18 protein-coding genes and 1 pseudogene are annotated in these 23,285 nt (G+C 65.8%); 12 read left to right on the top strand and 7 right to left on the bottom strand.

Features of this window, described 5'->3' with window-relative positions:
• Window positions 1-76: 76 nt before the first annotated feature.
• Window positions 77-1,042: pseudogene (locus QP415_RS02155) on the bottom strand (ISL3 family transposase); the annotation flags it as partial.
• A 256-nt stretch (window positions 1,043-1,298) separates the two neighbouring features.
• On the opposite strand from QP415_RS02155, the gene QP415_RS02150 reads away from it, so the two are divergent.
• On the top strand, window positions 1,299-1,517 hold the full coding sequence (locus tag QP415_RS02150; RefSeq protein ID WP_285098339.1) for a DUF4230 domain-containing protein: 219 nt from the start codon (window positions 1,299-1,301) through the stop codon (window positions 1,515-1,517).
• Between the two features lie 192 nt (window positions 1,518-1,709).
• Here the strand turns inward: QP415_RS02150 and pgi are convergent, their stop codons facing one another.
• From pgi to QP415_RS02130, 4 genes are all read right to left on the bottom strand, one after another.
• Window positions 1,710-3,389: a glucose-6-phosphate isomerase gene (pgi, locus tag QP415_RS02145; RefSeq protein WP_285098338.1), complete on the bottom strand. Its 1,680-nt coding sequence runs from the start codon at window positions 3,387-3,389 to the stop codon at window positions 1,710-1,712.
• A gap of 152 nt (window positions 3,390-3,541) precedes the next feature.
• On the bottom strand, window positions 3,542-5,797 hold the full coding sequence (locus QP415_RS02140) for a 6-phosphofructokinase (RefSeq protein WP_285098337.1): 2,256 nt from the start codon (window positions 5,795-5,797) through the stop codon (window positions 3,542-3,544).
• 172 nt (window positions 5,798-5,969) lie between these two features.
• Window positions 5,970-7,301 carry a dicarboxylate/amino acid:cation symporter gene (locus tag QP415_RS02135; protein WP_048674673.1) on the bottom strand — a complete coding sequence of 444 codons (1,332 nt, stop codon included), beginning with the start codon at window positions 7,299-7,301 and terminating at the stop codon, window positions 5,970-5,972.
• 166 nt (window positions 7,302-7,467) lie between these two features.
• A complete protein-coding gene (locus QP415_RS02130; RefSeq protein ID WP_048674694.1) occupies window positions 7,468-7,737 on the bottom strand; it encodes a hypothetical protein in 270 nt (89 codons plus the stop codon).
• Between the two features lie 236 nt (window positions 7,738-7,973).
• Between QP415_RS02130 and pta the strand changes: the two genes are divergently transcribed.
• The 4 genes from pta to QP415_RS02110 all read left to right on the top strand — a co-directional run bounded on the left by pta (window position 7,974) and on the right by QP415_RS02110 (window position 12,813).
• The gene (gene pta, locus QP415_RS02125) at window positions 7,974-9,452 is read left to right on the top strand and encodes a phosphate acetyltransferase (RefSeq protein ID WP_285098336.1); all 1,479 of its coding nucleotides are present in this window, start codon (window positions 7,974-7,976) and stop codon (window positions 9,450-9,452) included.
• Between the two features lie 96 nt (window positions 9,453-9,548).
• Window positions 9,549-10,748, top strand: coding sequence for an acetate/propionate family kinase (locus QP415_RS02120; protein ID WP_285098335.1), 1,200 nt, complete (start codon window positions 9,549-9,551; stop codon window positions 10,746-10,748).
• Between the two features lie 201 nt (window positions 10,749-10,949).
• The gene (locus QP415_RS02115) at window positions 10,950-11,912 is read left to right on the top strand and encodes a DUF3800 domain-containing protein (RefSeq protein WP_285098334.1); all 963 of its coding nucleotides are present in this window, start codon (window positions 10,950-10,952) and stop codon (window positions 11,910-11,912) included.
• A gap of 145 nt (window positions 11,913-12,057) precedes the next feature.
• The gene (locus tag QP415_RS02110) at window positions 12,058-12,813 is read left to right on the top strand and encodes an NAD-dependent protein deacylase (protein WP_285098333.1); all 756 of its coding nucleotides are present in this window, start codon (window positions 12,058-12,060) and stop codon (window positions 12,811-12,813) included.
• 216 nt (window positions 12,814-13,029) lie between these two features.
• On the opposite strand, the gene QP415_RS02105 is transcribed toward QP415_RS02110, so the two are convergent.
• Complete coding sequence (locus QP415_RS02105) at window positions 13,030-13,935, bottom strand: hypothetical protein (RefSeq protein WP_285098332.1); 906 nt, start codon at window positions 13,933-13,935, stop codon at window positions 13,030-13,032.
• Between the two features lie 2 nt (window positions 13,936-13,937).
• The gene (locus QP415_RS02100) at window positions 13,938-14,948 is read right to left on the bottom strand and encodes an SPFH domain-containing protein (protein ID WP_016460251.1); all 1,011 of its coding nucleotides are present in this window, start codon (window positions 14,946-14,948) and stop codon (window positions 13,938-13,940) included.
• 100 nt (window positions 14,949-15,048) lie between these two features.
• On the opposite strand from QP415_RS02100, the gene QP415_RS02095 reads away from it, so the two are divergent.
• The 7 genes from QP415_RS02095 (at window position 15,049) to QP415_RS02065 (ending at window position 23,196) form a co-directional block, all read left to right on the top strand.
• Window positions 15,049-15,798 carry an NUDIX hydrolase gene (locus QP415_RS02095; protein ID WP_285098331.1) on the top strand — a complete coding sequence of 250 codons (750 nt, stop codon included), beginning with the start codon at window positions 15,049-15,051 and terminating at the stop codon, window positions 15,796-15,798.
• 21 nt (window positions 15,799-15,819) lie between these two features.
• Window positions 15,820-17,901 carry an NAD(+) synthase gene (locus QP415_RS02090; RefSeq protein WP_285098330.1) on the top strand — a complete coding sequence of 694 codons (2,082 nt, stop codon included), beginning with the start codon at window positions 15,820-15,822 and terminating at the stop codon, window positions 17,899-17,901.
• Window positions 17,902-18,079: 178 nt separating this feature from the next.
• Window positions 18,080-18,955 carry a hypothetical protein gene (locus tag QP415_RS02085; protein ID WP_016460255.1) on the top strand — a complete coding sequence of 292 codons (876 nt, stop codon included), beginning with the start codon at window positions 18,080-18,082 and terminating at the stop codon, window positions 18,953-18,955.
• Window positions 18,956-19,252: 297 nt separating this feature from the next.
• Window positions 19,253-20,266, top strand: a complete 1,014-nt coding sequence (locus tag QP415_RS02080) for a siderophore ABC transporter substrate-binding protein (RefSeq protein WP_285098328.1) — start codon at window positions 19,253-19,255, stop codon at window positions 20,264-20,266.
• Between the two features lie 58 nt (window positions 20,267-20,324).
• Entirely contained in the window at window positions 20,325-21,362 is a 1,038-nt protein-coding gene (locus QP415_RS02075) for an ABC transporter permease (RefSeq protein ID WP_285098326.1), read from the top strand.
• Window positions 21,359-22,444 (top strand): iron chelate uptake ABC transporter family permease subunit, encoded by a 1,086-nt coding sequence (locus QP415_RS02070; RefSeq protein WP_285098325.1) that lies wholly within the window; start codon window positions 21,359-21,361, stop codon window positions 22,442-22,444. Before QP415_RS02075 ends, QP415_RS02070 begins: the two co-directional genes overlap by 4 nt.
• On the top strand, window positions 22,441-23,196 hold the full coding sequence (locus QP415_RS02065) for an iron ABC transporter ATP-binding protein (RefSeq protein WP_285098323.1): 756 nt from the start codon (window positions 22,441-22,443) through the stop codon (window positions 23,194-23,196). The genes QP415_RS02070 and QP415_RS02065 overlap by 4 nt, the downstream gene beginning before the upstream one ends.
• Window positions 23,197-23,285: the final 89 nt, after the last annotated feature.

Below are 23,285 nucleotides of genomic sequence, written 5' to 3'. Positions count from 1 at the left end.
TGCCCGGCCACAAGCAGCCGAGACTACTCAGAACAACCCTCTCAAAACAAACGGTCCGAAAAACCCAGACCCCTCCAAAGGCTGCGCGGAGTCGTTCTTGTTGACGCTTCGTGAGCCGATCACGCGAGGCGCGAAGGAGAAGCCGGATTTGGTAGAGGGGATCCCCCTTGCGTCCGCGGTGACCGGTCGTGTCTTGCTGGACGCGACGACGTACCTCATCGAGAGCGTCACCGGCGAGCTTGACGATGTGAAAGGCATCGAGCACGCTGGTGGCGTCTTGGAGCTGGTCATCAATGGCGTTCTTATATCCCTGGAAGGGATCCAGCGTCGCGATCTGGATACCGGAGCGAAACTGTTCGCCGCGCTCGGCCAGCCAGTTCTTGTACACGGTGCCAGACCTTCCCGGGACCAGATCCAACAAGCGGGCCGTGGGATGATCCTCCCCGCGTGTCAGGTCCACGATGCCGGTGAACTCACGCGGGCCCCGGCGGCGTCGGTCCTGGTGGTGCCACACGTGCTCATCGACCCCCAGCACCCGCACCCCTGCGAAACGGGCGGGGTCATCAGATGCGGCTTGCAGGCACGGCTTAATATGGGACCACACGGTATTCCACGTGGTTCCTAACTGGCGAGCCAGCCCCGAGATAGTGGCTCCCTCGAAGCGCAACTGTCGGATCGCCCAGCGGATCGCCCGAACACCCAGGCGCGCCCTGGGAGCACACACCGAGTGGTTCTGCTCAGTGAAAGTCGCGATCTGGCAGGTGTGTTCGCGGCATATCCAGCGTCGCTTAAACCACCGGATCCGCGCCGGGACCCCGGCCCAGGGCGCGTCAATCACCTCCACCACCACACGCCCGTGACCTTGAGCGATCACCCCACAACCCGGGCAGCCAGCAAAGTGCTCGCAGGACTCTATGTCAAGCACCAGACCACACTCACGTCGAGCGACAGCGATCAGATGGAAGCCCTCCAAGTCGACGAGCAGATCACACCGATCACAACGATCAAGCGACACAGAGCAGCAGCAGGTAGGGTGAGACATTGTCGAGGTCCTTGACGACAGCGGGGGTAGAAGTCCGCTCATCATCAAGGACCTCGACCTCTACCCGCAACCCCCGACCAACACCCGGTCACCCACACTCAACTCGGAAGAGCCCTATTTCACTGTCTGGGACAAGGATGGAACCACGTTCTTCTCATGGTCGGAAAGACAGCCATCGACTAGTGCTGATCTTCAGACCGATTCTGATTCTGTCGCTGCTTACGTCTTAACGATGGAGCTGGGAGCAAAGCGTGCCATGGCACTGCATTTCGACGTACCGAGATTCCCCGAAAGGCTCGAACAACTCCACCCGTCATGGGTAGCCGACAAGACCCCATGGCCACCCACCTTGCTCTACCACCGCATCGACGATCCGAGCGTCCGCTTTTATTCAATCAGCTCATCCCTTGCCGTGCCCATCACTCACGCGATGCAAGACGACCTCGAAGACCTCCTCAAGAAATACATGGCCTAGGCCAACAGTCGGATCACTTCGGAGTTCTCTCCCTCCAGCACGCACGCCTTGTCTGGCCAGCCTGCCTCGCCCCGGCCTCGTCCCCGCACACAGACAGCGAGGCAGAGGGAGCTACGCGCTCCCACCGCCTCCCCAGATACACGTCGGGGGCCGCGCCAGCCGGCGCGGCCCCCGAGCACAGCTCAGATACGATTACTTCGTGCGATTCGCACGGTAGTACTCGATGAGAGCGCGGGTGGACTGATCCTGCGCCTCCAGGGCCTCGGAGGAGCCCTCGATGGCGGGGAGGATCTGCTTGGCCAGGACCTTGCCCAGCTCAACGCCCCACTGGTCGAAGGAGTCAATACCCCACACGGCACCCTCCACGAAGGTGATGTGCTCGTACAGGGCGATCAACTGGCCCAGGACCGAGGGGGTCAGGGCGGGGGCCATGATCGAGGTCGTGGGACGGTTGCCGGTGAACACGCGGGCGGAGACGATGGCCTCGGGCGTGCCCTCGGCGCGCACCTCCTCGCTGGTCTTGCCGAATGCCAGGGCCTTGGTCTGCGCGAAGAAGTTCGACAGGAACAGCTCGTGCATGTCGGCGTCGCCATCACCCAGTGCCCACGTCGGGTTCGCAAACGCAATGAAGTCGGCGGGAACCATGCGGGTGCCCTGGTGGATCAGCTGGTAGAAGGCGTGCTGGCCGTTAGTGCCGGGCTCGCCCCAGAAGACCTCGCCGGTCTCGTAGGTGACGGGGCTGCCGTCGCGGCGCACGGACTTGCCATTGGACTCCATGGTCAGCTGCTGCAGGTACGCGGGGAAGCGATGCAGGTACTGGGAGTAGGGCAGGACGGCGTGCGTGTCGGCGCCCAGGAAGTTCGAGTACCACACGTTGAGCAGGCCCATCAGCAGGGGCACGTTCTTCTCGGGCGCGGTCTCGACGAAGTGACGGTCCATCGCGTGGAAGCCAGCGAGGAAGTCAGCGAAGCCCTCGGGGCCGATCGCGACGGCCAGGGAGGTGCCGACGGCGGAATCCACGGAGTAGCGGCCGCCGACCCAGCTCCAGAAGCCGAAGGCGTTGGCGGGGTCGATGCCGAACTCGGCGACCTTGTCCAGGGCGGTGGACACGGCGACGAAGTGCTTGGCGATCGCTTCCTTCTCGGAGGCCTCGTCGGTGACGATGCCGCGCTCACGCAGACCGTCCAGCAGCCAGGCGCGCACGACCTTGGCGTTCGTGATGGTCTCGAGCGTCGTGAAGGTCTTGGAGGCCACGATCACGAGGGTCGTCTCGGGATCCAGGTCCTTCGTGGTCTCACCCGCGTCGGTGGGGTCAATGTTGGAGATAAAGCGGCACTCCAGGCCCTCCTGCACGTAGGGCTTGAGGGCCTCGTACGCCATGACGGGACCCAGGTCGGAGCCGCCGATGCCGACGTTGACGACGGTCTTGACGGGCTTGCCGGTGATGCCCACCCACTCGCCGGAGCGGACGCGGCGAGCGAAGGCGTAGACCTTCTCGAGGACCTCGTGCACGTCGGCGATCGCGTCCTGGCCGTCGACCGTCAGCGAGTCGGTCGCGGGGCGACGCAGCGCGGTGTGCAGGACGGCGCGGTCCTCGGTGACGTTGATGTGCTCACCCGCGAACATGCGGTCGCGCAGCTCCAGGACGCCCGTCTGCTCGGCGAGGGCGAGGAGGTGGCCCACCAGCGTGGGGCACACGAGGTTCTTCGACAGGTCGACGTGCAGGTCAGCCGCGTCGAAGGTGAAGGTCTGGGTGCGGTTGGGGTCATCCGCGAAAAGCTTGCGCAGATCGGGTTCAAAGTTGTCGGCCAGCTGGTCGAGCGTGTCCCACGCGGGGGTCATCGTCGGGTCGATCACGGGGATATCACTCATGGGGTCTCCTGACAGTAGAGATAGGTTCGCACATTAGTTTAGCGGGGACTTGGCCCCTGGTCACCCCCGCTTGGCTCTCCTGACACGACGAGGCCGTGGCCCGCGAGCGCTCACGGAACCACGGCCTCGTACGCCGCGCGAATTCGGCGGGGTCAGGCGACCGGATCGTCGATGGGGATGGGCGTGGCCTCGATGCCCGGGTTCTGCAGCGACACGATGCGCTGGACGGGCACGAGGTCAAGCCACCACTGGTGGAAGGGACGACGATTCACGAGGTCGAGGTCGTCGAACATGTTCTTCACCGGGCGTGCCTCCATCGCGGCCCCGACCTGGCCGATGTAGTAGGCGCCGCAGTCGCCGCGCTCGAACTGGTCCACCAGCTGCTCGAAAGCCCGTGCCACGAGGCGTGTGGCGAGCAGGCGGTCGTACGGCGAGGGCGAGCCGCCCTGCTGCATGTGGCCGAGGGCCTGGTGACGCACGTCGTAGATTCCTTCGGACTCGGCGTTGAACACGTCGGCCAGGAACTCGCGGTCGTAGTACTGGGACGCAGACTCGTTGAGGAGCGTGAGGAACAGGCGTCGGCCAGACTTGAAGGAGGCGACCATCCGATCAGCGTCCGCGGCGATCTGCTCGAGGGAGGGGGACTCCTCGTTGATGTACATGTACTCCGCGCCGCTGGACAGGGCGCTCATGAGGGTCAGGTAGCCGCAGCGGCGTCCCATCGTCTCGGCGATGAAGCAGCGCTTGGAGGCCGCCGCGCTCTCCTTGATGCGGTCGATCGCCCACGTCGCGTTGTTGATCGCCGTGTCCGTGCCGATGGCGAGCTCGCAGCCGGGCAGGTTGTTGTCGATCGAGGCGGGGATGAGCAGAATCGGGATCTGGAACGCCGGGTAGCGGTCCTTCTCCGAGGTGATCGCGTGAACACCCAGGTAGGCGTTCATACCGCCGATGACGAGGAGCGCGTCGATCTGGTTGCGCTCGATGGCGCGACCCAGCGCGTAGAACTGCTCGACCGGCGGGATGTCGCGCTTCGTACCGAGCTCGGCGCCGCCCTTGAAGGCCCAGCCTTCCACGTCGGACCAACTCAGTTCACGCACGCGATCGTCGGCCAGGCCGCTCCACGAGCCCTCCACGCCGAGCATCGTCCATCCGCGGGCGATACCCAGGCGCACGGCCACGCGGGCCGCCGTGTTCATGCCGGGGGCCAGGCCGCCCGCGTGCAGGATCGCGACGCGCTTGGACTCACCCGTCGGCTCGGGGGTGAGCTGCGGGGGCGTGGACAGGATCTGGTTGATGCCCACCATCGAGGAGAAGGAGGAGCCGCGCGAGGCCTGGGCAGCCGCGTAGTCGCCGGCCGCGATCAGGTCCTTGACCGCTCGCGTGTCGTGGACGGCCTTCATGAGGGGGACGCGCGTGATGCGGTTGCGGCGCACGCCCAGGATGACGGGCTCGTACTCGGCCGTGGACGCGAGGATCTCCTGGACAGCGGCGTAGCCCAGCAGCGTCGACATCCAACGGTCGTACGCCGAGGGAGTACCGCCGCGCTGCACGTGGCCGAGGATCGTCACGCGCGCATCCTCACCGGTGCGCTCCTGGATCGTGTCGGCGATCAGCTGGGTCGACAGCTCGTTACCGTCACGGTCGTGCGCACCCTCTGCCACCAGGACGATGGACTCGCGGCGGCCGGCCTCGCGACCGAGACGCAGGTGCTCAGCCAGGTCGTCCTGCCAGCCCGGACCCGCCGGATCTTCGGGCGTGAAGACGTAGTCGGCGCCGCCCGCGACAGCCGCCATGAGGGGCAGGTAGCCGCAGTGGCGTCCCATGACCTCGACGACAAACGTGCGCTGGTGCGAGGCCGCCGTGCTGGTCAGCTGGTCGATGGCGTCCAGGATGCGGTGCAGCGCAGTGTCCGCTCCGATCGTCATGTCCGTGCCCACCATATCGTTATCGATCGAGCCGACGAGGCCGACGATGATGAGAGCGGGGTGTGCAGCTGCGGTCTCGGCCGAGATGACGCCCTCGGCTGCCAGCTCGGCAACATGCTGTGCCCACTCGCCGCGGAACTCGTTCGTACCCGACAGGGAACCGTCACCACCGATCACCACGAGGTGATCGATACCGTGCTCAAGCAGGTTCGCGGCCGCGCGGTGGCGACCCTCATACGTGCGGAAGTCCGCGCTGCGGGCCGTGCCGATCACCGTGCCGCCCTCGGCAAGGATCGAGGACACGTCCGACCACTCCATCTTCTTAATGGAATCGCCACCCGCGCAGGCCCCCTGCCAGCCTTCATAGATCGCGTAGGGCTGCGCGCCGCGCGCCAGCGCCGTACGCACAACCGCGCGAACAGCCGCGTTCATTCCCTGGGCGTCACCGCCCGAGGTGAGGACACCGATACGAACTGTGCTCATTTTTCTGCCATCTTTCGTTGACGGAGCGGGCTGCGAAGCCCGGTGTGCCTATCGTTCCCTATTCTACGTGACCTGCGCCTCCGCTACTAGGGCCTAACTCCCATTTACCGAGGAAACGACAAGCGCGCGCCCGCCGAAAGCGGCGGGCGCGCGCGAGCACATGGGCCGGAAACTAGGCGACCGTTTCGCTGCTATTGCGTGCAGCCGACTCCGCCAGTTCCTCGGGGCTCACAACGCCCTCGACGGACACGCGGTCCAGGTAGGCCATGCCGTCAAACGCCAGCTCGCGGGCGTTCTCCGGGTCGCCCTCGTTGCCGATCGAACCGTGGGCCATACGGTCCACGATCAGCGCGATCGCACCATCGCCCGTCACGTTCGTGGCGGTACCGAAGGAGTCCAGAGCAATGTAGGTGGCGATCATCAGCGCAACCTGCGCGTCGTTGAAGCCCAGCATCGAGCTCAGCAGGCCCGTGGCCGCCATGATGGCGCCGCCGGGCACGCCGGGGGCGGCGACCATGGTGATGCCCAGCATGAAGATGAAGCCGACCCACTGCAGGGAGCTCACCGTCAGGCCCTGGGTCAGGACGATGGCGAACGCGAAGGAGAAGATCTTCGAGGTCGAGCCAGCCAGGTGGATCGTCGCGCACAGCGGAATCGTGAAGGACGCGACCGCGTCGGACACGCCGTTCTTCTTCGTCTGACGCAGGGTCACCGGGATGGTGGCCGCGGACGAGGAGGTGCCCAGAGCCGTCAGGTAGGCCGGCATCATCGTAACGATGGCCTTGAAGGGGTTACGACGCGCAACGAGGCCCGCGAAGCAGAACTGGGTCAGCAGGATGATGACCTCGAGGACCAGAACCACGATGACCACGCGCAGCAGCGTGCGGATGACCGAAGCGGCCTCGCCCGTGTAGGTCAGGTTCAGGAAGATGCCGAAGATGTGCAGCGGCAGCAGCGGAATGATGATCGTCTCAATGAGGCGCGTGATGATGGCGCGGAACTCGATGAAGCCCTTACGCAGCACGCCGCGCGGCACCATCGACAGGCCCAGACCCACCACGAAGGACAGGAGCAGCGCCGTCATCACCTGCAGCGGCGCAGGCATCTCGATCGTGAAGTAGGACTCCAGGGCACTGCCCGGCTCGGCCACATCGGCCAGCTGGGTGGACGCCAGGAGGCGCGGGAACAGGGACGCGCACACCAGGTAGGTCAGGAAGCCCGAGAACAGCGTCGACGCGTAGGCGATCGCCGTCGTAATACCCAGCCACTTACCCGCGCCGCGGCCCAGATCCGCGATCGCGGGGGTCACGAGGCCGATAATGATCAGCGGGATCGAGAAGGACAGGAACTGGCTGAAAATAGCCGAGAAGGTCGCAAAGATACGGCCAATCTCAACGGGAACCAGGTGGTTATCGCCGATACGGACGGATCCGAGGACGGTCGCGAGGATGATCGCAGCGATCACCCACACGAGGATTCCGGATTTACGCAGGAACGCGCGCATGTCTTTCACCTTGAAATTAGGGATGATGGGTCACGCCTAGCATGCCCGAACTTTACGCATTCTTGAAGCGGTAGCCAGGATACGGGATAGATGCGGCGCAAATCACGTGGCCGACAGAGCGCCACGACGGGGCCATCCACCCCTCGCGCGGGCCACACTCCGCGGATTAACGCACCGCGAGCGTCGACACGTACGGCGCGAACCACCAAATTATCGCGGCGAGAATCACGTACACGGCGACATCCATGAGACGCGCGCGCGACGCAAACCACGGGCGTCCCGGCGTCCACAGGCGCAGCGCCCCCATCCCGACGAGCACGGCGACCATCAGCATGACTGCACGGTGACGGTGATCCGTCACGGCCAGCGCTATCACGCCGAGCACCCCCACCGCACTGAGGGCAGCCCCAAGCCACGCACCCACTCGTGCGCGCATGGTCTTCTCCTCGTCATTCACGCCCCCTACCCTAGCGCACGAGCGCACCCGACCATACGACCGCTCACATCACTGCGCACACCAGCCCCCGCCTCGTCCACGCACACAACCAGCCCCCGCCTCGTCCGAGCAAAGGAACGAGCAAAGGAATAGGACTCTCAGGGCGCGCGGGTTTAGTATTAGTCCAAAGGTCCCTGAGACCAGCAACATATTTCTCGCATCAAAGGAGCATTCGAGTGTCCCGCTTTATTGTCGTTGCCCCCGGTTCGTCGGAGGCCGCCGCCCTCGCCACTGACGAGCTGGCCCGCGTTCTCGGCGTCACCACGGTCGACGCCCTGGCCGGCACGACGGCCACCGACGCCGCCCTGCGCCCCGCCTCCGCCCTGCCCGCCGTGGTTGAAGCCGTGCGCGCCGCCGGCGACGACGCGCTCATCTCCCCCGCCCGTGAGGCCTCGAACCGCGCCTTCGACCACGTCGCCTGGAACCTGAACCTCGCCGCCGCCACGCGCGCCGGCGTCGTCCTCGCCTTCGATGCCGAGGGTGCCAGCGCCGAGCTCCTCGCCGAAGAGATCGCCGCCGCCCGCCTGCGCGCCGAGGCCGCCGCCGCTTCCGTCGTCGCCGTCGTCCTGACCGGTGGCGCCCCCACGCTCGAAGCCGACGTGCCCGTTCTCACCCTGCCCCTCGGCGAGGACGCCGCCGCCACCCTGCGCGAGGCCCCCGCCCCCACCGCCGTCACGCCGCTCGCCTTCCAGGCCGACCTCATCGAGCGCGCCCGCGCAAACCGCAAGCGCATCGTCCTGCCCGAGCCCGACGATGACCGCGTCCTGCAGGCCGCCGCCCAGGTCCTCGCCGCCGGCATCGCCGACATCACCTTCGTGGGCGACGCCGACTACGTCGCCAAGCGCGCCGGCGAACTCGGCCTCGACCTGAGCGCCGCCCAGGTCGTCTCCGTGAACGATCCCGCTTACCTCGAGCGCTACGCCGAGGAGTTCGCGCGCCTGCGCGCCAAGAAGGGCGTCACCCTCGAGCAGGCCCGCGAGAAGGTCACCGACGTGTCCTACTTCGGCACCATGATGGTCCACATGGGCGACGCCGACGGCATGGTCTCGGGCGCAGCCCACACGACCGCGCACACGATCGTCCCCTCCTTCCAGATCATCAAGACCGCCCCCGGCGTCTCCGTCGTCTCCTCCATTTTCCTCATGGCGATGAAGGACCGCGTGTGGGCATTCGGCGACTGCGCCGTCAACCCCAACCCCACGCCCGAGCAGCTCGCCGACATCGCCGTGACCTCCGCGCGCACCGCCGCCCAGTTCGGCGTCACCCCGCGCGTCGCCATGCTCTCCTACTCCACCGGCACCTCCGGATCCGGCCCCGACGTTGACGCCGTCGTCGAAGCCACCCGCCTCGCCCGTGAGAAGGCCCCCGAGCTGGCCATCGAAGGCCCCATTCAGTTCGACGCAGCCGTCGACGCGGCCGTCGCCTCCAAGAAGCTGCCCGGCTCCGACGTCGCCGGCAAGGCCACCGTCTTCGTCTTCCCCTCGCTGGAAGCCGGAAACATCGGCTATAAGGCCGTCCAGCGCTCCTCCGGCGCGCTCGCCGTCGGCCCGGTCCTGCAGGGCCTCAACAAGCCCGTCAACGACCTGTCGCGCGGCGCCCTCGTCGAAGACATCGTCAACACCGTCGCCCTGACCGCCGTCCAGGCCCAGGGCTGAACGGGAACGAGCCCCCGGGGTCCGGTTACCATTAAACGTAAACGGGCCCCGGCCTCGTCCTTCATCCCCCAACCCCACAACACGAAAGGCGAACGCGTGACCTCGTCCTCCGTTCTCGTCATTAACTCCGGCTCCTCCTCCATCAAGTACCAGCTCGTCGACCCCGAAACCGGCGACGCCATCGCCAAGGGCATCGTCGAGCGCATCGGCGACACCACCGGCCTCATCAAGCATGAGCACGGCGACGCCGTCACCAAGGAAGAGCTCCCGGTTCCCGACCACACCGTCGGCATGCGTGAGGTCCTGCGCCTCTTCGACACGGAGGGCCCGTCGCTGGCTGATGCGAACGTCGTCGCCGTCGGCCACCGCATCGTTCAGGGCGGCCGCTACTTCGACGGCCCGGCCCTCATCACCGACGAGGTCCGCAACCTGATCGAAGAGCTGTGCCCGCTGGCTCCGCTGCACAACCCCGCCCACCTCAAGGGCATCGACGTGGCGCGCGAGCTCATGCCCGACGTCCCCCACGTCGCCGTCTTCGACACCGCGTTCTTCCAGCAGCTGCCCGACAAGGCCGCCCTGTACGCCCTCGAGACCGAGACCGCCGAGAAGTACTCGGTGCGCCGCTACGGCGCCCACGGCACCTCCCACCAGTTCGTCTCCCAGGAAATCTCCACAATGCTGGGCCGCGACGACCTCAAGCAGATCGTCCTGCACCTGGGCAACGGCGCGTCCGCCTCCGCCGTCAAGAACGGCAAGCCGATCGACACCTCCATGGGCCTGACCCCCCTCGAGGGCCTCATGATGGGCACCCGCACCGGCGACATCGACCCCGCCGTCGTGTTCCACCTGCAGCGCGTCGCCGGCATGACCGTCGACGAGGTCGACACCCTCTTCAACAAGAAGTCCGGCATGAAGGGCATGACCGGCGAGTCCGACATGCGCTCCGTGTGGGAGGTCATCAACAACACCTCCGACCCCGAGGCCGCCAAGCGCGCCCGTACCGCCATGGACGTGTACATCAACCGCCTGCTGAAGTACGTGGGTTCCTACGCCGCTGAGCTCGGCGGCCTGGACGTCATCACCTTCACCGCCGGCATCGGCGAGAACGACGACGACGTGCGCCGCGAGCTGGCCGAGGCCCTCGCCCCCTTCGGCGTCAAGATCGACGTCGAGGCCAACAAGGGCCGCATCAAGGAGCCGCGCATCGTGTCCGCTCCCGACTCGACCGTCACCCTCGTCGTCTACCCGACCAACGAGGAGCTGGCGATCGCCCGCCAGGCACTGACCTTCGCCTGATCGGTTTTTCCGCCCGAGGCCGGGGTTCCCACGTGGGGCCCCGGCCTCGGGCGTATCCACGTCCACTGTTGACTGCACGCCAACACACCGACTACCATGACAAGTGGTAACGGCGAGCAAGTCCTCGCAGAGTGCCAATCCGCGGGCCCACGAGCGCACACGTTGCGCCGTGGGTCTTTGCGTCTCTCAGTGAGGAGAAACATGCTCATCGCTTACATCGACGAAGTTGGCGAGGCCGGCGCCTTTATTTCGAAGGACCACAAGAGATTCAATACCTCACCTGTCTTTGGCTATGCAGGCTTCGTCGTCCCTGAACAGCATGTCCATGCTTTATCGCGAGATGTCGCAGCAACCAAGAAGAAGTTCTACTCATTCCTCTGCGGCGAGGGTGAGGAAGAGCCGGGAAGTTACGCTCCTACGTGGGAGCGTAAAGGGTCTGATCTCCTGAGTAAACACGCGATGGGGCGTGCAGGACGACAGGAAGTAGTTGAGCTGCGTTCATTGCTTTCACGAATCCCGAGTAGGTATGGCGGCAAGCTCTTCTACTTCGTGCGCGAGAAACCCATCGGCTCCCCCGGACAGGTGTGGGGAAAAGACACCGGCAATCGTTGGGAGGCCATGCGAGAAGAAAGAACGCTTGAGTGCCTGGGCGAAGCGATCAACCGGCTCTGCAGGCACGCCGAACACGAAGACCAGAACATACTCCTCTTCCAGGACATGATCAACGAGAAGCAACGCTTTCACCAGGTGACACGCAGTTATGCCCACATCTACAGTCGCATCAAGGATCACCAGGAGATGCTGAGAATCCTCGAAGCCCCCGCATATATCGACTCGGAGCTTTCGACGAACATCCAGTGCGCAGACTGGGTCGCGGCTCTCATTGGCCGCGCATGCGACTATCAACTGGTTCTCCACAGCTCCTACCGATGGGTAGCAGACAGTTTTATCGCTGATCTTCGGGGAGGTTTCACATATGAATCCACTCTCCAGTTTCATCAACGCAGCATCGACAATATCCACCACATCCGGATTCTCGATAGGGCACGACCCCACCTCGATTCGCTGACCGGCATGTCTGCCGAGAATCTCTCTCGCCTCCAGCTCGTGCACGCTCGCGCAAGTGCACCGACCCCGAGCAAACCGTCGTCTTCAATCTGCTGACGTCAAGACACACACCGGGAGCTGGCGATCGCCCGCCAGGCACTGACCTTCGCCTGACCGGTTTTTCCGCACGAGGCCGGGGTTCCCACGTGGGGCCCCGGCCTCGGGCGTATCCTGGGAGAGTAGTCATCCCGAGGAGGGCCTCATGAACAGCGACGTTTCCACCCTGGCGGACTGGATTGCTGCTTCCCCGTCAACCGTGTTTTTCGGCGGCGCGGGCGTCTCCACTGAGTCCGGGATCCCCGATTTTCGCGGGGCGAACGGCTTCTACTTCCAGGAACGCGAGATCCCCCTCGAAACGGTCCTGAGTATCGACTTTTTCACCCAGCACCCCGAGGCGTACTGGGAGTGGTTCCACGAGATCTACCGCCCCGTGGAACCCAACGGCGCGCACAGGGCCCTGGCCGCGTTGGAGGGCGCGGGGCGCCTGGACGCTGTGATCACGCAGAACATTGACGGCCTGCACCAGCGGGCCGGGTCGCGCGCCGTGTGGGAGCTGCACGGCAATTGGGAGCGGCTCGTGTGCACGAGCTGCGGGACAGTCGCGTCATTAGGGGATGCCGTCACGATTGACGGGGATCCCGTGCCCGCGTGCCCCTCGTGCGCCTCACAGATGCGCCCGGACATCGTCATGTACGGCGAATCCCTCGACGAGGGCGTCATCGAGGCCGCCGTGTCAGCCATCGCGCGAGCGTCCACACTGATCGTGGCCGGAACGTCCCTCGTGGTCTACCCGGCTGCTGGCCTCATCAACTACTTCTCCGGGGACCACCTGGTCCTCATGAACGCCACCCCGACCTCGGCGGATGCGCACGCCGACCTGATCGTCCGCGAGCCGGTTGGCGCGACCCTTGATCGCGTCATGGACGAGCTGAGCGCGCGGGGCATCGTGCCCGCGTAGCGCTTGCGGCGGACGGGATTCACTCACAAGCCACGGCCTCAACGCACAGGCGCCCCTGCCCTACACACATGCGGATAGGTTGTGCGCATATGGATAGGTTATGCGCATGCGGATAGCTTATTTTCCTATCCGTATCTTCATTACCTATCCGCATCTTCGTAACCTATCCGTATCTCTGTGTCCTATCCAGAAGCCATCACACACCGCCCCACAGGATCACCCCTCCCCCAGGCCAGCCGGATCGACGAGAGCGAGGGCTCGCGGGGCGCGAGCGATCCGCACGCGTTGCCCCCAGGTGAGGGTCAGGCGGTCTGACTCCATGCCGTCGCCGAAGAGCACGAGGGATTCGGAGCCAACGACGAGGCTGAGATCCTCACCGTCGTCCAGGAGGCCCTCGGTGTGCTCGACTCCGGTGTAGGGAGAGGGCCACGCCTCGCGCACGAACCACGCGAGCGAGCGCGAGGTCGGCGCGGGAAGCTCCCCCATGTGGCGGCCGCGCTTGAGGGAGGCGCCCCACCCGGTCGCCCCGGTTCCGGTGGAGACGACGACACCGGAGGAGGATTGGCGTTCGACGGATGAGCCCACGGACAGCTCGTAGCGGGCACTCTGGTGACTGTGATGCCCAATAAAAACCTCGTTGAGGGCTGTGAGCGTGCGCGAGTCGTCGGCGCTCGCGCGCACCATCGTCAGCTGGTCCACACGCAGGTCGGCACCCGCGTCGATGCGACCGAGGGCCGCAACCCCCTGGTCGGGCGTGCATCGTACGAGGACACCGGCGTTTGACTGGGGCACCGAGTTGATGCCGACGATGGTCTGGTCGCCCGCGTACTTGGAGACGTTGGCGACCAGGCCGTCGGGCCCCACGACGACGATGACGTCCTCGGGGGCGAAGAGGAAGCGCGAGAGGGAGTCGCGCTCCACGTCGGCGCTCGCCCACCCGTCCGGGATGCCCGCCCGCACGTGGGCCAGCGCGGCCGTGTGCGCCTCGTGAGCGCGTTCGACGGACTCCAGGGTGCGCCCACGCGAGCGCAGGACGAATTCGACCTGGCCGCGCGTGGAGTAGCGGTCCATGAGCTCGTCGAACTCGGTGGGGCGACGGACGATGACGGCGCGGCGACGCATGGTTACTTGCCTTCCTTCGCGTGACCGGTGAACGCCGAGACGAGATCGCTGAGCACGTCGGCGGTAATGGTGATGTTTCCGAAGGACGGCATGTTCTTGGCCATTTCCTTCAGGGCGAGGGCGCGCGCCACTTCGGGGCCGGCCTCGGCGAGGGCCTGGATGTAGGCCGCGTCGTTGGCGATGCGTGCGCGGCCCGCGGTGTTCCAGTCGATTTCGTATGCCTTGGCCTTCTCCGTGATGCGGCGGGCTTCCGCTTCGACGGCGATTGCGTCCGCTGCAGCCTTCTCCTCGGCTTCGCGACGCGCGTTGTGGCCTTCCTGATCGACCAGGTCAGCACGCTTGCGGGCCAGGTCGAGCTTGGATTGCATCTCGTTTTCAGAGATCTGGGATTCGCGTTCGACGGCGAGTGCACGACGTTCGTAGAGGGCGCGGTCGGCCTCGGCCTGGAGCTGCTCGAGGAGCGGGGCTCGCAGGGAGGATTCGACGCCCTCGTCCGGGCGCAGGCTCAGGAGGCGTGCGTCGACGACGGCAACGCCGGTGGCGCGCAGCTGCTCGTCGTCCGCGAAGGCTTGGGTAAGCACGCGGCCGACCCGCTCGAGGGATCCAGCGATGGCGTCGGTCAGCGTCATCTCCCCGATCGCCGAGGCCAGGGCGGAGAAAGCGATGCGGGTGACGGTTTCGTCGATCTGCCACAGGCCCTGTGCGTCCGCCCCGGCCTCGCGCGGGTAGAGCCCGAAGTCGTAGTGAGCGGCGGCGGCCTCGGCATCCTCGATGTGGTAGGTGATGGCGACCTGCGCGTTGATGTTTTGTTGGTCGGAGGTCGTCGCCTGGACGAGGAAGCTGTGGGCGCGGTTGGCGGTGGGGACTTCCGCGAGCGCACAGCGTCCGGCTCGCAGCCAGAAGGACTGGCCGACGCCGGATCGGATGGTGCGTCCGGCGCGGATCTGGACGACGTGGTCGCCGGCTCCGCCCTGGTAGCGGATGAGGAAGGGGTGGTGGTGAAGGGTTCCCATGATGGCTCCTTGGTTGGTGGCTCATTTGTTTATGTCAGGATGACGATAACTCCATCAGGCATTTAATGTCAACTCGACACAAATGGGGTAGGATGACACCATGACACAGCCCCTCACCGTTCCTATCGCGGTCGACATCGTCGCCCTGACGGTCATCGACCACACCCTCCACGCCCTCGTCGTGCGTCGCGGTATCGAGCCCTTCAAGGACCACCTGGCCCTGCCCGGTGGCTTCCTGCGCGAGGGCGAACAAACCGAGGACGCTGCAGCGCGCGAACTGGCGGAAGAAACCGGCATCACGCCCCCCGGACACCTTGAACAGCTGTGCACCTACGGGCCGCAGGGACGAGACCCCCGAGGGCCGGTCCTCTCGGTCGCCTACCTCCTCCTCGCCCCATCTTTTGCGCCGGCCCGCGCGGGAGGCGATGCCTCGGGAGCTCTCTGGCACCCCGTCGACGCCCTCCTTGCGCCCGATTCACCCCTCGCCTTCGACCACGCGAGCATCCTCGCGGACGGAGTCGAGCGCGCCCGCTCCAAGATCGAATACTCACCCCTGGCCACGTCCTTCTGCGGCCCCGAATTCACGATCACGCAACTGCGCACGACGTACGAGGCCATCTGGGGCTCGGCACTCGACCCGCGCAACTTCCACCGCAAGGCCACAAAGACTGCCTCCTTCATCGAGCCGACGGGCGGCACCGTGCGCGAAGGGGCCGGTCGCCCGGCTGCCCTCTACCGCCTCGTCCCCGGCGTTGACGACACTGCCTTCGTCCTCGATCCTCCCCTGCGACGCCCGCCCGCCCCGGCCTCGTCACCGAAGAGCGCGAGCGCGCCGAGTACGCAAGAATAAGCCCAGTACCAAAGGAGAACTATGAACTTCCATTCCCTCTACGATCAGGGCTTTGCGCGCGTCGCCGCCGTGACCCTGCCCGTGCATCCCGCCCGCCCCTTCGAGAACGCGCGCGAGATCATCGACGCGGCCCGCCAGCTCGATGCGCGCGGCGTCGCCATGGGTGTCTTCCCCGAGCTCTGCGTCTCCGGTTACGCCATTGACGACCTCCTCTTGCAGGACGTGCTCCTCGATAACGTCGAGAAGGCCCTGGCCACCATCGTCGAGGCCAGCGCCAACCTGCTCCCCCTCCTCATCGTCGGCGCTCCCCTGCGCAAGGACAACGCCCTGTACAACTGCGCGGTCGCCATCCACGGCGGACGCGTCCTCGCGATCGTCCCCAAGTCGCACCTGCCCAACTACCGCGAGTTCTACGAGAAGCGCCACTTCGTCACCATGCCCCCGCGCGCCTGCGAGCGCATCGAAGTGCCGTGGGGCGGCGTCGAAGAATTCAGCGGCGGCCCCGTGTGGGTCCCCTTCGGCCCAGTCCTCCTGTCCGCCGACGACGTGCCCGGTCTGACGGTCGGCATCGAAGTCTGCGAGGACATGTGGGTCCCCGTCACGCCATCCACGGAGCTGGCGCTCGCGGGCGCGACCGTCCTGGCGAACCTGTCCGCCTCCCCGATCACCGTCGGGCGCGGCGCGGATCGCGAGCTCATGGTGCGCTCGATTTCCTCGCGCTGCTGCGCGGCCTACGTGTACACGGCCGCCGGCATGGGCGAATCCAGCACGGACCTCGCCTGGGACGGCGAAACCATGATTTACGAGGCCGGGGAACGCCTCGCGATCGGCGAGCGCTTCCAGGAGGGCACCCACATCACGATCGCCGACGTGGATCTGGAGCGCCTGCGCACCGAGCGCAAGCGCCAGAACTCGTTCACGGACAACGCGCAGCGCTACTTCGCAGGTGACGAGCGCATGGCCCCCCAAGAGGTTGAGTTCACGCTCGACCCGCCGCGCACCGACCTGGGCCTAGAGCGCTCCGTCAACCGCTTCCCCTTCGTCCCCAACGACCCGACCCGCCTGGAACAGGACTGCTACGAGGCCTACAACATTCAGGTGGCCGGCCTCGTGCAGCGCCTGCGCGCGATCGGGAACCCGAAGATCGTCATCGGCGTCTCGGGCGGCCTGGATTCGACGCACGCGCTGGTCGTGGCCGCGCACGCGATGGACCTGCTGGGCCGTCCGCGCACGGACATCCTGTGCTACACACTGCCCGGCTTCGCCACCTCCGAGCGCACGAAGACGAACGCGACCCGCCTGTGCGAGTACCTGGGCACGTCCTTCCAGGAGATCGACATCCGTCCGGCGGCCGCGCAGATGCTCGCCGACATCGGTCACCCCTACGGCGAGGGCGAGGCCACCTACGACGTGACCTTTGAGAACGTCCAGGCGGGCCTGCGCACCGACTACCTGTTCCGCCTGGCCAACCACCTGGGTGGCATCGTGCTGGGCACGGGCGACCTGTCCGAGCTGGCGCTGGGCTGGTGCACGTACGGCGTGGGCGACCAGATGAGCCACTACGCGGTCAACACGGGCGTGCCCAAGACCCTCATGCAGCACCTGATTCGCTGGGTCGTGGCCTCCAAGCAGTTCGACGAGCGCGTCGGCGAGGTCCTCCTGTCGATCCTGCACACGGAGATCTCTCCCGAGCTGGTTCCCGCTAAGCCGGGCGAGAAGATGCAGTCCACGCAGGACAAGATCGGCCCCTACAACCTGCAGGATTTCACGCTGTACTACGTGCTGCGTCGCGGCGCGCGCCCCTCGAAGATCGCTTTCCTGGCCGAGAAGGCCTGGTCGGACGCCTCGGTCGGCTCCTGGCCGGTCGGCTTCCCCGAGGAGGACAAGGTCGCGTACTCGCTGGACGAGATCGTCAAGTGGGAGCGCCTGTTCCTGTGGCGTTTCTTCAGCCAGCAGTTCAAGCGCAGCGCCCTGCCCAACGGCCCGAAGGTCATGGCCGGCGGCTCCCTGTCCCCGCGCGGGGATTGGCGCATGCCCTCGGACGTGTCGGGCGCGGATTGGGTCGCCGAACTCGACGAGGCCGTGAAGGGCCTGGTCGACTAAAGCATCGCGTCGCTCGGGCCGATTGCACAGGCGCGAGCGAATGCGATCAGCACACACGCCGTCGAGGCCCTTGGGAACCACGGAGACAGCGATCCGTTGCGTCCCGAGGGCCTCGACTCGCACCTCCGTCATATCCCTCCCAGCCGTAGAATTCGCCCATTAGTCAGGAGGCGACACGATGCCCATCGCTATCAACGGAAACGTCAACGGAACTCAGATTTGGATACCCGACCACCACTGGTGGGATAACCCGTTCCTCTGGCCGCTCCCCAAGCGGCCCGAGGACGGGCAGCTCGACTGGGAGCGCCTCTTCCCCCATCAACGCGACGTTGTCCGTCGTTTTTCGTCGATCTTGCGCACGCTGTGGGGACTGCCCCCGGAGCTGCCGCCGGTTCCCTACCAGCCCTTCGGAACGCCGAGTCCGCAGGGGTGGGTAATGCCCCTGGACATGGGCAGTCGAGCCTACCTGCAGATTGGCGGGATGCGCTGCGGCGGCTTTATCCAATCCCATCACCCCGTTCGAGGAACGGACACATTTGCGCTGCTCATCGACTTCGGAGCTGGCAACCCCTGGTTCGTTCTGCGCGCAGATGGCCGTCCCTGGCACGACAATCCGCGCGCTAATCACACACGAGCAGCCTCCGTACAAGTGAACGTTCTCGCGTGGCAGGCCACCACAAAACGGGTCTTGCCTGATAGCACGATCGACATCATCCCCCAGACCCTCCCTACGTGGGTGCGCACCATCTACCCAGAACGGAACCGCGACGACTCATCTCTCTACGGCACTCTCGAGTCTCTGCCTGCACCGGTCGAGGATCGCATCGAGGTTCAGGATGTCCCCGTGTGGTGGAAGGGATTGCACAACCAGCTCTGGAAGCACTTCCTGCGACCAGATCCCCAGAAACCAGAGAGCCTCCCCTACGGAGCGAACTCGATCGAGGAGGAGAATGCCTTCCAATGCATCACCCAGTACGGGTACCTCGTCAAGGACTGGACGGAACCCTACGAACCCAATCCTCGTTTGGCGGCACGCTTCGAGGAGCAGGATTGATAATGAGCCAATAACCCGTCATGGCATATAACGGGCCTGGTCGACTGACCTGACACACGCTCGGCAAGCCGAGCTGTTTCCTGAGGGGCGGTGCTCACGCGAGCACCGCCCCTTGGCATACGCACAGCGGTCATTTCCGGGCCTCATCAGGCCATACACCCCCTGCACATCACCCTCAAAACTATGCAGGTATTCACACGCACGAGGCTCAAAATTTCTGTAAGGTTAGTTTGGCAGTTAGGTAAGCCTTGCTTTTCCTATTTCAGCCCCAACACAGATACCCTCGACGGAGAAATGATGTCTCGTACGACCACCTCCCTGGCCGCCATCGCCGCCCTCGCCGCCCTCGGACTGGCCGCATGTTCTTCCGGCGCCACCACTTCTTCCTCCCAGTCCTCCGCTTCGCCGAGCGAGACCACGCAGGCCACCCAGGCCTCGTCCGTGAGCATCGAAGCAAACGATGGCACGGTCGAGATCAAGCTGCCCGTGACCCGCGCCGCCTCCCTTGACAACCGCACCTTCGAGGTGCTGCAGCAGTGGGATGTTCCGCTCGTCGCCGTCCCCAAGAAGCTGATCCCCTCCACCGTCACCGCGTACAACGGCGATGACATCGCCGACGTGGGCATGCACCGCGACCCCAACCTGGAGGCCCTGGTCGCCGCCGAACCCGACCTGATCATCTCCGGTCAGCGCTTCTCCAAGTTCGACGCGCAGATCAAGGAACTCGCGCCCGACGTCCCGCTCATCAACCTGGAGCCGCGCGAGGGCCAGCCCTTCGATCAGGAGCTCATCCGCGAGGTCACCAACCTGGGTGAGATCTTCGGCAAGCAGGACGAGGCCAAGAAGCTCGTCGACGACTTCAACGCCTCGATCGAGCGCGCGAAGAAGGCCTACGATGGTTCCTCGACCGTCATGGCGGTTGACGTCTCCGGCGGCAACATCGGCTACGTCGCGCCCGGCAAGGGCCGCACGTGGGGCCCGGTCTTCGACCTTCTCGGCCTGAAGCCCGCCCTCGAGGTCGAGGGTGCGACCGACTCGCACACCGGTGACGACATCTCCGTCGAGGCCATCGCCGAGGCCAACCCGGCGTGGATCTTCGTCCTCGACCGCGACGCCGCCATCACCAAGGATGGCTCCAACACGCCGGCCGAGACCGTCATCAACGACAATGCTGCCCTGCAGAACGTCGCTGCGCTGCAGAACAAGCACGTCGTGTACGCGCCGAATGACACGTACACCAACGAGTCCATCATCACCTACACGGAGATCTTCAACTCCATCGCGGACGCCTTCGAAGCCGCGAAGAAGTGACCCTCTGACACACAAGCGGGTGCCGCCCCTCGGGGCGGCACCCGCACCCCGTTTTCCTATGACGCACTCCCCCACCACCACACCTCCCGCGGGCGCCGCAACGAGCGAGCCCCACGCGCGCGAGGCCGCCCCGGCCTCGTCGAAGCGCCGACCCCTGGCGCTCGCTGTGGCCACGCTCGCCGTGGCTGCACTCCTCGTCCTGTCACTCTCGACCGGCGAATACTCGATCTTCTCCCAAGATGACGGCTGGCAGATTTTCCTCGCCGTTCGCGTGCCTCGCACGATCGCGCTCGTCCTGTCAGGCGCCGCGATGTCGATGAGCGGCCTGGTCATGCAGCTGGTCACCCAGAACCGCTTCGCCGAGCCCTCCACGACGGGCACGACCGAGTGGGCGGGCCTCGGCCTGCTCGTCATCATGATCGTGTGGCCCGGCGCCCCAATCCTGGTGCGCATGACCTGCGCGATCGTCTTCGCGTTCGTGGGAACCATGGTGTTTTTCGCGCTGCTGCGCCGCGTCTCACTGCGATCCTCGCTGCTCGTGCCGATCATGGGCATGATGCTCGGCGCGGTCGTCTCCGCGATCTCGACGTTCCTGGCCCTCGAGACGAACACCCTGCAGAGCGTGTCGGTGTGGTTCCAGGGGTCCTTCACCTCGGTGTACGAGGGCCAGTACGAGGTCCTGTGGATCGTCGCCATCGTCGTCGCGATCGTGTTCGTCATGGCGGACAGGCTGACAGCCGTCTCGCTCGGGGAGGACATCGCGGTGTCGCTTGGCGTCAACTATCACCGCATGATCCTGATCGCGACGGGGCTCGTGGCCGTGGCAACCGGTGTCGTCACCGTGGTCGTCGGATCGCTTCCCTTCCTGGGCCTCATCGTCCCCAACCTCGTGTCACTGTCGATGGGCGACAACCTGCGCACGAACCTGCCGTGGGTGTGCCTGGCGGGCATCGCGCTCGTGACGGTCACGGACCTGCTGGCCCGCACGATCATCTCCCCCTTCGAGATGCCCGTCTCGGTCATCCTGGGCGTCCTCGGATCCTTCGTTTTCATTGTGCTCGTGCTGCGCCAGGCCAGGAAGGGGGCCACCCTGTGAGCGCCCTGCCCTCCGCCGCGCGCGCCGAGGCCCTCCCCGCTTCCCCGGCCCCGGCCTCGTCCGCCCGTGCGAAGCGCCCCTCTCGGCGCACCGGCGCCTTCACCTCCCCGGCTGCCCGGCGCCGCTGGTGGATCCTCTTCGGTGTCGCGTGCGCGGTCGCGATCCTCGCCTGCATCGGCCTCATCGCGTGGAAGAACCCCGCGCAGTTCGGCACCCCGGTCTTTTGGAGGCTCGCCCGCAGGCGCGCCTTCGCGGTCCTCGCGATCGCCATCGTGGCGGTGTGCCAGGGCATGGCGACGGTCGCCTTCCAGACGGTGGCGAACAACCGTATCATCACGCCCTCAATCCTCGGGTTTGAGTCCCTGTACCGGGCGATCCACACTTCCACGATCTTCTTCCTGGGCGTGGCCGGCCTCAACGCGTCGGCGACAGTCGGGAACTTCGTCGGGCAGCTCGCCCTCATGATCGCCCTGACGCTCGCGCTCTACTCGTGGCTGCTGACCTCGCAGCGGGCCTCGATGCACGCGATGCTCCTCATCGGCGTCATGCTGGGCGCGGGCCTCGGCTCAATCTCGACGTTCATGCGGCGCCTCCTCACTCCCTCGGAGTTCGACGTGCTGACCGCGCGCCTGTTCGGCTCGATCGCGAACGCGCAAAAGGAGTACTTCCCGATCGCAGTGCCGCTCGTCGCGGTCGCGGCGATCGCCCTCGTGGCGCTCACCCGCCAGCTTTCGGTGCTCTCGCTCGGCCGAGAGACGGCCACCAACCTGGGCCTGAATCACCGTCGCACATCCGTACTCGTCCTCGTCCTGGTGTCGATCCTCATGGCCACGTCCACCGCGCTCGTGGGTCCCATGACGTTCCTCGGGTTCCTCGTGGCCACGCTGGCCTACCAGTTCTCGGACACGCACGATCACCGCTACATCTTCGCGATGTCCGTCGCCCTGGGCGCCGCGATCCTGGCCAGCGCGTATTTCGTCATGAATCACGTCTTCAACACGCAGGGCGTCGTCTCCATCATTATCGAGTTCGTCGGCGGACTCGCGTTCATCGTCACTATTTTGCGGAAGGGCCGCCTGTGATCTCCATCGATTCCGTCGTCAAGCAATACTCCCCGTCCGTGCGCATCGGCGCGGTCTCCCTCGACATCCCCACGGGTGGCATCACGGCGCTCGTCGGCCCCAACGGCGCGGGCAAGTCCACGATCCTCACCATGATCGGGCGCCTCCTGGGCATCGACGAGGGCACGATCGAGGTCGGCGGCCTCAACGTGGCCACGACGAAGTCCGCCGAGCTGGCGCGCACCCTGTCGATCCTGCGCCAGGAGAACCACTTCATTTCGCGCCTGACAGTGCGTCAGCTGGTGGGTTTTGGGCGCTTCCCCCACTCGAAGGGACGCCTCAGCGCCGAGGACGAGGCCATCATCGACCGCTACATCGGCTTCCTCGACCTGGAGGAGCTCGAGGGGCGCTACCTCGATCAGCTCTCGGGCGGCCAGCGCCAGCGCGCCTACGTCGCCATGGTGCTCGCTCAGGAGACCGAGTACGTCCTGCTGGACGAGCCCCTCAACAACCTGGACATCGCGCGCAGCGTCGAGATGATGCGCATGCTGGAGCGAGCGGCCCGCGAGTTTTCGCGCACGATCGTCATCGTCCTGCACGACATCAACTTCGCGGCGCGCTACGCCTCGCAGATCTGCGCGCTCAAGGACGGGAGGGTCGCCTTCATGGGCACGCCCGAGGAGATCATGCGCGAGGAGATCCTCACCGACATCTTCGACACCCCCGTCACCGTCGTTCCCGGCCCGCACGGCCCGATCGCCTGCTACTTCTAAGCGGGGCTGGTTCGCGCTTTTCTCGGAGGCCAACGTTTCCGCCCGCCGCTGCCCGCCCGACGTTTCCGCCCGCCTCAGCGGCGACGAGG

It is taken from the genome of Pauljensenia sp. UMB3104 (assembly GCF_030217285.1).
Lineage (GTDB): Bacteria > Actinomycetota > Actinomycetes > Actinomycetales > Actinomycetaceae > Pauljensenia.
Note: the sequence above shows the minus strand (reverse complement) of the source record. Positions and strands in the feature narration are given on the sequence as shown.